Genomic DNA, 12,519 nt, shown 5'->3' with positions numbered 1-12,519 from the left:
ACAGAACATATTCTACTCATATTTATTAGTATTCTGCTTTCTGCTTGCGCTATGGAGAATAGAAAGGTGAAAAGCGCAGATGAAAATTATGAAATGGCAACAGAAGATTTAGATGTAGAAATTTTAGATGACTTTAAAGTTGAATCTACAATTGATATTAATAAGCCTTTGATTAATCAGAAATTACAAGACTTCTATGATTTAATTGCTTTACAAAATCAACATCCTGAGTTTACAGATGAAGTTGCAGAACAATTAAAAAACTACACTAACGATTCTATAAGTAACTTTAAAACAGATAATATCGCAATTATTAAAAATGTGAAACAATTAGGTAAAGTAGTCTTTATTAATGATAGTACTCAGAAAATAAAACTGAGCTACACTAAGGTCATGAAGAATAATAAAACTATAGACACTATTTTTGCTATTATCACTAATAAAACTATAATGATTGATGATAAAACATTAGTCTCTAATAAGGTATCCTTTTCTAAAAATTAGCTTTAACATTCTAATAACTCAGGCAACTTTAACATGCTATCAAATGTTTTTGTCGCATTTTCTTGTAGTTCGTCATTATAATCATGGGCAGAAAAGCCAAAAACATCAAAACCTCCGTTAATTGCAGCATTAACACCAATAATGCTATCTTCAATTACCACACATTCTGAAGGTTGAAAACCCATAGTTTCTGCAGCCCATAAAAAAACAGCTGGATCTGGTTTCCATTTTTGAATGGTATAACAACTAAATATCTTTGATTCGAAATGCGGTAATAAACCTGTTAACTCAAGATTAAGTTTTATTTTATTTTCTGGACCACTAGAAGCCACACAAAATGGAATTTTAAGGTTTTTGATAACATCTAGAATCCCTTCGACAGGTTGTATTTCGTTTTTAAATTTTTCGAATGACCGTGTTCTATACTCAATTTCGAAACTTAAAGACATTTCTGTATCTATTAATTCTGAAACCTGAGTGATACATTTTTTTATAGAATTCCCTTTGAAATGTTTGTAAGCATATTCTAAATCAATAGCTGCTCCTAACTCATTAGCCATATCAACCATAACTTGGTTACTTAGCGGCTCGCTATCTACCAAAACACCATCACAATCGAAAATAATACACTTGTATTTAGGCATTGGTAAGCAATAGAATTGTTATTAGTCTTCTTTTTTATATTCAACAATTTCAAACTCACTTCGTCTATTAAGCTGATGTTCTTCATCTGTACAATCTAACAAAGGGCAAGACACAATAGGTTGTAATTCTCCAAATCCTTCAAACTGTAATCGTCTAGCATTAATATAACCTTCAAGCGCCAAATAGTTTCTAGTTGATTCTGCACGACGTTCTGATAATATTTGGTTATACCTCACTGTACCTCTATTATCTGTATGCGAACTTATTTTTAAGTAAATATTTGGATAACGTTCTAATTTACTAGCCAATTCATCAAGAATTACTTTAGAGTCTTGACGAATATTCCACATATCAAAATCGAAATAAATAGGCTGAAGTTCAAAAAACAACTTGCCATCTTTTTCTACAACTGGAGGTCCTTCTGGATCTGTCAATAATTTAAAACGCTCTGGATCTTTCTCTTCTAATTCTTTATCAATTCCTTTTTCTGCTATTATGGCATCAACTGGATTAATTGGTGGTAAAGGAGGTGGAGGTGGCAGTCTTTTTAAATATAAAATATGTTCTTGATCTTGCTCTTCAATAACTTTTACATTTAATGTATTAGACTTATATGCATCGTTCTCTGCCCTTAACACATAATTACCTTCTAAAAGGTTTTTACTAAAGCTTGCTGTTTCTCCTAATGTGTTTTTGTATAATTTTTTATTATTTCTATCTAAAAGTGCTACGGCAGAATTAGGTATCAGCGCTTTGGTCTCTGAGTCTCGAATCTCAAATCTATTTATATATTCTCTTATAAAAATCTCGCCTGTTTGCTTAAATAAAAATATATCGTCATTACTCCTATTTCTATTTGATGCAAAAAAGCCTTCTTGTGAGTTATAGTAATTTAAATTAAAATCATCGTAAGGCGAATTAATTGGGACACCAAGATTTACTGGTTTTTCAAATTCGCCATCTACTTTTTCTGAAACAAAATTATCTAACATACCTAATCCTAAATGTCCATTTGAAGCGAAAAACAAATGTCCTTTATCAGAAATGAAAGGAAAATGCTCTCTGTTTTCAGTATTTATGGTTTCTCCTAGATTAATAGGCTCACTATACTCAGAAGGTTTTACATCCACATAGTATAAATCGAAATTACCAAAACCACCTTCTCTATTTGATGAAAAATATAATTTAGAACCGTCAGAACTTAATGCAGGATGCTGATAAGAAAACCCATCTGTATTAAATGGCAACTTTTCTAATTCTGACCACTTACCTTCAAAAAACGTGGTTTTAAAAAGGTGAATATTATTATTCTTGCTCTCGTCAAATTGTTTTTTACCATCTACCACATTGCTCTTAGAAATATATAATGTATTGCCATCACTAGTAAAACAAAAATTTCCTTCGTGTAGTTTTGAATTAATGCTTTTTGACATTGGTTTCGCCTCACCAATTGCATCTAAATCTTCATTAACCTTAACCGCATAAATATCTAAAAAGGATTGATGTGTCCATCTATATGTTTTACCAAACAAGGATTTTGTTTCTCTATCTGAAGTAAAATAAACACTGTCACCAAATTTAACAGCTCCAAACTCTGAAGCAGCAGAATTAAATTGTGAGTTTTTAATTCTATAATCTGGGTTTTTCAGTTTAAACGTTTCAATAGTCTCTATTGCTTCGCTGGTATTAACAGATGAATTATTATTTGTTTTAAATAATTTTAAATAGTCTATAGCAACATCATATTCTCCTAAAGCAGATAATATTTGATAGAGTTTAAAGTTGTATGCATTATCATAAGTTTTATCACTTTCAGGATATTTACCATTTATTAATCGCTTTAGAAACCTTGCAGCTTTTCTATATTCAAATGTATTGTAATAAGCTATAGAAATATTCTCAAGTGCCTTTTTAGATCGTTTTTCTTCGAGTTGCTCTTCGTAAAGTAGTGCTGCATTTATGTAATCTCCTTTTTCAAAAAAGCGATCTGCTCTTGTCTTTTGTTGTGCAACTAATACTTGCACAAATAGTAAGCTTATTATGACAATAATTCTATTTATCATATTAATAAAATCTTGGAGATGAATATTTTTTACTTAATCCTAAAACGTCAAACCTATAGGTTAACATAAACTCATGACTTCCGTTATTAAAATCGTTTAAAGCACTTGTATTAAAATCGTAAGCATAGCCTAGTCGTAAATCTGGTGTTATTTTAAATCCTGCAAGTGCAGTAACTGCATCTTGGTAACGATAAGAAACGCCTAACTCAAATCTATCTAAGTACAGTGCATTTGCAGATATATCGAAACTTATTGGTGACCCAGAAACCATTTTTACAACTGTTGAAGGTTTGAGTTTAAAATCGTCATTTAAATTAAAAACATAACCTCCAATTAAAAATACATGAATTGCATTTTGATATAATACGCCGTTATTGGCATCTAAATCGCTAGGTATTAAGTTTGGAGATGAAAGACCAACATAAAACTCTTCTTTAAATAAAAATGCACCAGCTCCAATATTTAAAACCGTCTTACTTGTATTCTGAAAGAAATCATCTGAAGTTACATTAGTGCCTGAGAAATCGAATCTTAAATTATCTATGCCTGCTTTTAAACCAAAAGATAAATTAAGATCATCTGTTAGGTTTATTCTATAAGCAAAATCAATATTGAATAAATCTTGATTCACTACACCACCAATTCTATCATTAAGATAATTAACACTTAATTCAATCTTATCATTTAAAGGGATATTAGCAAAGACATTTCCTGTTTTAGGCGCTCCTTTAATACCAACCCATTGTGAACGATATAAAGTACCGACTTCTATTATACTAGGCTCGTTAATCATATATGCAGGATTAACCACATTCATATTATACATGTATTGCGTATAATGCGGATTTTGTTGCGCTTGCGACACAAATCCTAAAAACAATACTATTATGACTATTAATGATCTCATATAATTATCTACTTAAATAGAAGTTACCTTGAAAAGGCTCAGTTGCTACATCATTAGGATTAAAAACATAGAAATACACTCCAGAAGGTAAACGATTGCCAAGCGTTAATGACACATTAGATTCTCCATTAAACAGGTTTGTATTTCTATTTCCTTTAAAAACAATAGTTCCGTATCTGTTAAAAATCTCTAATTCGTAATTTGGAAACACTACTGGTAAATTACACAGGTCTAAAACTTCATTTTCGCCATCATCATTATCCGAAATTCCATCATTTATTTCGCATTCATCACAAGTTTCATCATTTAGTGGTAATAGTGTTACGACTAAAGAAGTTCTATCCGATTCACAACCATTACTATCAATAGCTAAAACAAAATAGTCTTCACCGTTTTCCAATAAAGTTGTCGTTGGCAAAACGTTTGTAGAAGTTCCGTCATCATACCAATTAAAGGTCTGCGCATCGTTACTCGTAGCAACTAAATCTGCAATTGTGGCTCCATCTATTAAACAAAATGTTTGATTCTGCACGCTAGGTGCTGCAATATCTAAAACCTCAACTGTAAGTATTGCAGTATCTGGACTACAATTGACATTACCCTGAGCTTGGTATTCAAAATCATACAGACCTTCATTTAATGAAGACACATCAACAATACTTCCTGTTAATGCAGATGTATTATCAATATCTACAAATGTACCGCCTAAATCAGCCTGAGAATCTAACAATGTTAATAGGTCTATTTGTAAATCAGATTGACATAATGTAGCGATCATATCGCTTCCCGCATTTGCATTTGTAAAAATAGAGATGGTTATAGATGCCTGACTCCCTATACATAAACCATTATCTGGAACTGTATAAGTATAAACTCCAGCATCTAACATTGCAGGATCGAAAACAACATTGTTATCTGTTGACATAAAACCGTTTGGTCCAGACCATGTTCCTATTGTACTTGGATTATTAGTTAAAATATCGAACAAATTAAAAGCACCTTCAGTATTACAAATATCTAGAGTGCTTCCTACTCCAGAGCTATACTGCTCGTAAACTGTAAAAGACAATGTCGCACTATCTAAACAATTATTAGCTGTCGTTGTATTATATATAAAATTGAAGACTTGTTGATCAGTAACTTGAGGTACAGTAAATGGATTGGTAATTGTTCCTCCATTATCTAAATCTGTCCAAGTTCCTAATGGTCCTTCGTAAATAGGATCATCAACACCATTGGTACCTAATAATGAAATTAAATCGATTGGTCCCGTAATAATCGATTGACAAAATTCTATTGCAGCTGTATCTTCTCCTGCATAATTTTTTGGCTGAATAACAATTACCACTTGTGCTGTTTCGGCATCACAAAACCCAGAAGGATCCGCCATACTTGTACAAGCATCTAAATAATCTAAAGCTTCAAAATCATCAGGATTGCAATTTACCTCAGGACTAACTGTATATTGAAAAATATAAGTTCCTGCTTCTGCATCAGTTAAACTAACAGGTCCTAAATGAGAATATCCTGGTGATGGTGTACAATCCCCTCCATTACTAACTAGACCTAAATCCGAAGGTCCAGATAATAAACTCCATTGCGTACAGGCATCAGATGGGTAATCAAACAATACTCCGTTTTCATTTGTAAATGTTAATTGGTCGTATAAATTAATACTTGCAGGTAATAATGGGTCATCTTCACAAAACTCAGGAAAACTAGTTTGCGAAAATGATCTTAAATATTCATATATCTTAAAACTAACGGTTGTATCTGCGTCATCACAGACACCAGAGCGCTGTTCTACTGAATAAGTAAAATCAAGATCAACGCATCCAAACCTCACATTGCTGGCTATAATTTGTTGATAGATATCATTTATATTTATTACTGAATCTCCTAAGGATGTTACTTGACCAAACATGTCCATTTCCCAAGTCCCTTCTATATCTTCAAAGAGTAAAAATTGATCATCCGTTAAATCTACATCATTATCATAATCTCCATTTAATATAGATGCTTCACAAACTCTTTGGTTTTGATTTAAACCAGAAAAAACTTGTCTAACCACTGAAATTTTAACTCGAGTCTCTTGTATGAGGTCACAAGGAGCAATCCCTTCTACCATATAGACCAACTCAAATGTTTCTTCATCAACTAATGGAGGTCCAGGAGCATAAGGTACAGTAACAAATAATTCAGATCCACTAATATTATTAAAATTCGGGCTACTCCCTTCATAAACCCATTGACCATTTGCATGAGGGCTAGGCAAGGATTCTAAAGCTTCAAAAAGATCCATATCTGGAAGCGCTACACATATATCTATTGGTGTAGAGCCTGAATCACAAACTTGTACGTTAACGTCTTCTAAATTAGTAGGTAGTGCTATTCCCGAAAATGGGCCTAATACCAAATTAATTGTTAGAGCAACGTCTGTTCCGCAATCTGCATTTGTTAATTCAAACTGATAATCTGTAATAGCCGTAGATGATTCATTTAAATCCCAAAGAAACAAATCTCCAGTAGCTTCATTTAAAGCAAAGTTAAAGTTGGGATCAAACCAAGTACCAACTTGTATGGTATTACCTGTAAGATTAGTGTATTCATCGTACAAATTAATAATACCATCGGGTGTACCATCATTATCATTATCTATCTGCGTCATATCGCAAATAGTAATCGTTTCTACGAGGTTACATTGCGCTTGAAGATAGGTTAACGTGGAAATAAAAGTTCCTATAAAAATGAAGACAATTCTTTTGAAATACAAAGCTTTATAATTTTACAGCAATTTAAATCATTAAGATAAATCTCACAACTTAGTTAAAATAGTTATTAACAAAATTAGACACAAATTCACCTAAGGAGTAGAATTAGAAACTTGAAGTACTTTACCGTTATAAAATTTATTTCCTGTTAAAGCAAAATTATGAATATAACTTGCCATTTCTATAGCTGTTGTTGGAGCTTGATAATCTGGAAACGCTTCCTTTAGCATTTCAGTTTGCACAGCTCCCAATGCCAACACATTAAATTGCGGGCCAGTTTCTTTATACTCTTCGGCTAACAACTCTGTAAGCGTAATAACAGCTCCTTTACTAGAACTATAGGCAGAAAGCCCTGGGAATTTCATACTGCCTTGAATGCCTCCCATAGAACTAATCGTAACTACATGTCCATCTTGCTTCATAAATGGTAATACGATTCGAGTCATTTCAGACACGCCAAATACGTTTGTTTTATAGACTTGTTCAAAATCCTCGAATGTAGTTTCTGCAAAAGGTTTATTTAATAAAGTACCTGCATTATTAATTAGAACATCTACATGTTTCCATTCTTCATCTATAAACTGCTCCACCTTTTTATAGTCTTCTTGCTTACATAAATCGAATGCCAGAGATGTTATATTTTCGAAATGAAGATTATTAACAGGTTGTGCATTCCTTGATAATGCTAATACATTATAACCTTGGTTAGCAAACAGATGAACTAACTCAAAACCTATTCCTCTACTAGTCCCTGTAATTATTATGTTTTTACTCATCTTTTAAAGCTACTTCTTTTGTTGATGCATTCATCATTCCTTCAAGCGCTGGAATCATTTTATTAATAAAATTCGCCATATGCTTATAATCCATTTTATCTGCTTCATCATCTACATGATGATAATAATCGAAATTTGAAAAATCGAACGTAGAAATAGCATGTGCTGGAATGTTTAATTCTTTAAAGAATGGAAAATTATCAGACCTCATAAATAAATTGAATTCTTTTGCTTTAGGAAAAAACCCAACTACTTCTCCACCTGCATATTCGTTTAACGTCTCTGCGAAATTTGAACGGTTATATCCACTCATATAAGCCATAGATTTATCTGAAGTTCTTGGCACACCAATCATTTCGAAATTAATCATGGTATAAGCATTAATATCTTCTTTTTTTAAACGCTCTGCTAAATGACCTGAGCCTTTTAGTCCCATTTCCTCTGCTGAATACAGCGTAATTAAAATACTACGCTTGTTAGTTTTTGATTTTGAGAAATACTTACCAAACTCCATTGCTGCAATAGTACCTGAGGCGTCATCATTAGCTCCATTGGCAATTTTATCTCCATTAACTTCTTTTCCGAATCCTATGTGATCATAATGCCCTCCAAGAATAATAAACTCATTCTTTAATTTTGGGTCATTACCTTCTATAACTCCAATGATATTGAACCCTTTTATAACTTCATCAGGTGTAGAACTTCTACTGTTTTTAAACTCAAAATCATCTCTATAGGTTTCGAAATATGGCTTAATGTTATTTGCTTTAAAATAGTTTTCTATAAAAACTGCTGCTTTTTCTATGCCTTCACTTCCTGTTGCTCTTCCCTCTAATTCGTCTGAAGCTAAATACTCCATACTAACTTTAATATCTTGTTGTGTGATTTTCGGCACAGAACTAGTTCCATCTTTACCTTTTTCACCGTTTGCAGCTTTTTGTTTAACAGAGCACGCAATTAATAACGCAAACATCAGTATTGGAAGTAATTTTTTCATAGTTATTTTTATTTGAGTTTAAAGATAAAAAAATCCTGTTTCAAACTCATGAAACAGGATTTTTAAATTTGAGGACTTAACTATTAACCAAAAAACAGAAATAATAAAGCACTATAAAAAGCTATTAAAAATAATTCTAATTTGTATTTTTCAATTTTAATCTGCTTCATTGACATCCAAAATATTAATAGTCAACTGCATTTCAGTAGTAGTTGATCCATCACTTATATTAACAACTACTATAATCAATGTATTTTGTTCATAATCGAAGGCATTTATATCTGCCATAAATACTTCTCCTGTTAAATCATTAATTATTACACTTCCTGTTGGGTTTTGCGAAACTATTGCAAAGATTAAGTCATCACCATCTATATCTGTAGCATCAATAGTTGCTACTATATCTGAAGTTGAATTTTCACTTATGCTAATCTCCTTGTCTTCTGAAATTGGTGCATGATTTTTAGGCTCATCATCATTACTACATGATATTGTTACAACTGCTATTACAAGCAGAATTACTATTCTAATTGTTTTCATGATTTTTAAATTTGGGGTTTATATTAATTTATTCTTTTATAATTCGTTTTATAACTTCACCGTTTTTAGATTGAATTTTCACAAAGTAAACTCCAATTGAAAACTCTGAAATATCGTATTGATTTTGAGGCTCAAAACTTTTTATAGATTGTCCTTTAAGTGAATAGATTTCAATATTATCTATAGTAGAAGTTGATTCAATTTCAAAATAGTTACTTGTTGGGTTTGGAAATATTGAGATTGTATTGTTTAAATCAAAATCTTCTACATATAAAGCTGGATCTTGATAAGCCCATAATTCATTCCCTACACCACTAACACTATCATCCGCAGTGAAATATAATTCATTATTGAAAACAATTAAACTTGATACTGACGCATCTCCATTAGGATTTAACTCAATCATCACAGTTCCAGCTACAGTACCATCACTTACCCACAATTCTGTTCCACTTGTACCATCATTTGCTGTAAAATATAGTTTTCCGTTATATTCTGTAAAATAATCTGGAGAACTACTTCCTGTCGGATTAATATTTTTAACCATATTAGTTCCAACTGGTGAACCGTCTGTTTTCCATAACTCAACACCATTTACACCATCATCGGCTACAAAGAAAATATCTGTTCCAACTTTAATGAATTTTGAAGGATTACTATCTCCTGTAACATTAATATCTTTCACCAAAGTGGTTCCTAAACTGGTATTCCCGTTTGATTTCCATAATTCTATTCCAACTGAACCATTATTTGCATTAAAATATAATGTATTATCAATGCTTGTAACATTTAAAGGATTACTATCTCCTGTTGGATGAATATTTCTAATTAAACCTAAATTTCCTGAACCATTGGTTTTAAATAATTCTCTACCAACTGTGTCGTGATTTGCTACAAAAGTTAAATTTGAACTTACAACATTTAATTGATCTGGATTACTAAAGCCTATTCCAGGTATTACATCTAAGTAAAATACTGTTCCAGCTGCAGTTCCATCTGTTTTCCATATTTCTCGACCATGACTTACACCATCATTAGCACTAAAATAATATTCACCATTAAACAAAGTGAAATCATGTGGGTCTGATGATGGTGGACCTAAATAAACATCTTTAAACACACCACTATTTGTAGGGTTGGAAACATCAAACACATGCGGTTCTACACCAACATTACTAGACACAGTTAAAGGGGTGAAAATTATTTGATTATTAATAAAAATTGGTTCGGCAAACCTTGCGTTAAAACTTGATATCCCATTTGCATATGAAATAGAGTATTCTGTAGAACTTATATTTGAATTACCCGTAAGCTTTTGCAATATTCGTTCATTATTGCTAGACTTCTTAACTTCAAAAAATAAATCTGAATTGGCAGTAAAGAAAGTAATATTATCGTCTGGATTATGTGCTAAATCATTAAATATTGGTGTTGTAAAATCAACAGTTAGATTAACAGTTCCTACATCTGTACCATCTGAAGCATGAATAAATCTTTGAGTAATAGGATGAGTAGTATTGGTTAATGCCGAAAAAAATAGCCTACCACTAAACTCATACATATCACCAACAAGAGAACTAGCAGTTCCAGGTCGTATGTCTTTCACCAATCTAAATTGGGCACTCATGCTAAAAACACAACTTAGCACTGTAATAAATAATAATATTTTTCTATCACAGCTCTTATTAATAAAATGCATTAAGAATCCTGTAAAATTTTTCATAATAAATAGGTTTAAAGTTTGCCCAAACATCATGAAAAATCAAATTACATTTTTGCTAAATAACTAAGTGTTAGCTCTTATTAAATAAGTGTTGCATTAAACTATAAAATCGCAAGATTGGATTTACAACGAACCTAAAACCTGAAGTATTTGAGTTTTTTTTCTGTGAGAAACAGGTATTTCTTCTAATGTTTCCATTATAAGACTTCCGCCATTTACTTTATCAAACCGAAGAATTTTATTGATATTTATTAAGTGTGAATGATGTGGACGAATAAACCCAAAAGGTTCTAACAAAGTCTCATATTCTTTTAAGGATTTAGAGATTACAATTCTTTTAGTGTCCTCAATATAAAACTCAGTGTATTGTCCTGATGATTCACAACGAATAATATCGTTAACGTTAACAAAGTAGATAGAACTGCTATCCTTTAATACAATTTTCTTTTCTCTGGAAGTTATTTTATTCAAGCTGTCTTGCATAACTTGTAATTGATGATTCAAAAACTTGTTTTTATATTGTTGCTCAACTTTATCGAATGCATTAATTAGATCATCTGGCGAAATAGGTTTCAATAAAAAATCGATTGCACTAAACTTAAAAGCATCAATGGCATACTTATTATGAGCAGTAATAAAAATGAGGTGAAAATTTATCTCTTGCAATTGCAATAATAAATCCATTCCTGTACCATCATCTAATTCAACGTCTAAAAAAACTACATCTGGATTAATTGTTTCTATTTTCTCAAGTCCAGACTTTACACCTTCAGCCTCATGCAACTCTGTAATATCACTACAGAAACTACTAATCATTTCTAATAGACCATTGCGAATATTAATTTCATTATCAACTACAAGTATCTTCATTTTAATACAGCTTAGGTAAAGTTACATTTATTTTAAAGCCTGTTTTATCAGCTTTCTCGATGTCGTAAAAAGCACTCGATTTATTTTGAATATTAAACAAATACAAGCGGTCTTTAATAATTTGCATCGCTCTTGATTTATGTGTTTTAGCTTTGTGTAGTTCATAAATTCCGATACCATTATCTTCTACAATCACAAGTAATTCGTCTTTCGCTTCATTAAAGTAAATATTTAATTCACCTTTATAATCAATAGCTTTAAAACCATGTTCTATTGCATTTTCAATAAATGGTTGCATGAGCATACTAGGAAGTTTAAGTTCATTTATATCTAGAGCATCATCTACATAAAATTTATAACCAAACTTATTTGGATATCTCAATTTTTGAATTTCAAGATACTGAGTTAAAAAGTCTATTTCACTTTCTACCGTCACTAATTCCTCATAAGTACTCTCTAAAGATTGGCGCATTATTTTTGCCAATTTAGAAGTGTATAGAGTAGTTTTCACACTCTTTTCTTGCAAAGCTACATTTTGTATTGAAGTCATAGCATTGAAAAAGAAATGCGGATTTATTCTAGCCCTATTTAGTCGCTGTTCAGTCTCTAATATTTTTTGATTATTTTTTAACGAGCGCTGGCGAAAAAAGAAAACAATTGTTAAAATAGCCAACATACTTCCAATAATTACAAATAAATAAAATTGCTTTGTTTTTTAAAGCG

General features: G+C 31.5%; 11 protein-coding genes. 1 reads left to right on the top strand and 10 read right to left on the bottom strand.

All coding sequences use genetic code 11. The annotated features are described in order from the left end of the window. On the top strand, nt 1-504 hold a 504-nt coding region (locus QZZ53_RS14480; RefSeq protein WP_296385979.1), incomplete at its 5' end, for a hypothetical protein. Between the two features lie 2 nt (nt 505-506). On the opposite strand, the gene QZZ53_RS14475 is transcribed toward QZZ53_RS14480, so the two are convergent. From QZZ53_RS14475 to QZZ53_RS14430, 10 genes are all read right to left on the bottom strand, one after another. Next, nucleotides 507-1,148 (bottom strand): HAD family hydrolase, encoded by a 642-nt coding sequence (locus QZZ53_RS14475; protein ID WP_296385977.1) that lies wholly within the window; start codon nt 1,146-1,148, stop codon nt 507-509. Nucleotides 1,149-1,169: 21 nt separating this feature from the next. Further along, the gene (locus QZZ53_RS14470) at nt 1,170-3,212 is read right to left on the bottom strand and encodes an OmpA family protein (protein WP_296385975.1); all 2,043 of its coding nucleotides are present in this window, start codon (nt 3,210-3,212) and stop codon (nt 1,170-1,172) included. A gap of 1 nt (nt 3,213) precedes the next feature. Further along, complete coding sequence (locus QZZ53_RS14465; protein ID WP_296385974.1) at nt 3,214-4,119, bottom strand: type IX secretion system membrane protein PorP/SprF; 906 nt, start codon at nt 4,117-4,119, stop codon at nt 3,214-3,216. A 4-nt stretch (nt 4,120-4,123) separates the two neighbouring features. After that, nucleotides 4,124-6,787, bottom strand: coding sequence for a gliding motility-associated C-terminal domain-containing protein (locus tag QZZ53_RS14460; RefSeq protein ID WP_296385972.1), 2,664 nt, complete (start codon nt 6,785-6,787; stop codon nt 4,124-4,126). A gap of 195 nt (nt 6,788-6,982) precedes the next feature. Beyond that, nucleotides 6,983-7,666: an SDR family oxidoreductase gene (locus QZZ53_RS14455; protein WP_296385970.1), complete on the bottom strand. Its 684-nt coding sequence runs from the start codon at nt 7,664-7,666 to the stop codon at nt 6,983-6,985. Next, nucleotides 7,659-8,663 (bottom strand): M20/M25/M40 family metallo-hydrolase, encoded by a 1,005-nt coding sequence (locus QZZ53_RS14450; RefSeq protein WP_296385968.1) that lies wholly within the window; start codon nt 8,661-8,663, stop codon nt 7,659-7,661. The genes QZZ53_RS14455 and QZZ53_RS14450 overlap by 8 nt, the downstream gene beginning before the upstream one ends. Nucleotides 8,664-8,819: 156 nt before the next feature. Further along, entirely contained in the window at nt 8,820-9,203 is a 384-nt protein-coding gene (locus QZZ53_RS14445; RefSeq protein WP_296385966.1) for a cadherin repeat domain-containing protein, read from the bottom strand. A 28-nt stretch (nt 9,204-9,231) separates the two neighbouring features. Beyond that, nucleotides 9,232-10,926: an ELWxxDGT repeat protein gene (locus QZZ53_RS14440; protein ID WP_296385964.1), complete on the bottom strand. Its 1,695-nt coding sequence runs from the start codon at nt 10,924-10,926 to the stop codon at nt 9,232-9,234. A gap of 123 nt (nt 10,927-11,049) precedes the next feature. Further along, a complete protein-coding gene (locus tag QZZ53_RS14435) occupies nt 11,050-11,796 on the bottom strand; it encodes a LytTR family DNA-binding domain-containing protein (RefSeq protein WP_296385962.1) in 747 nt (248 codons plus the stop codon). A 1-nt stretch (nt 11,797) separates the two neighbouring features. Next, on the bottom strand, nt 11,798-12,472 hold the full coding sequence (locus QZZ53_RS14430) for a histidine kinase (RefSeq protein ID WP_296385959.1): 675 nt from the start codon (nt 12,470-12,472) through the stop codon (nt 11,798-11,800). Nucleotides 12,473-12,519: the final 47 nt, after the last annotated feature.

Source organism: Winogradskyella sp., from assembly GCF_016744625.1.
Taxonomy (GTDB): domain Bacteria; phylum Bacteroidota; class Bacteroidia; order Flavobacteriales; family Flavobacteriaceae; genus Winogradskyella.
The sequence above is the reverse complement of the archived record's forward strand: the minus strand, read 5'-3'. Positions and strand labels throughout refer to the sequence as shown.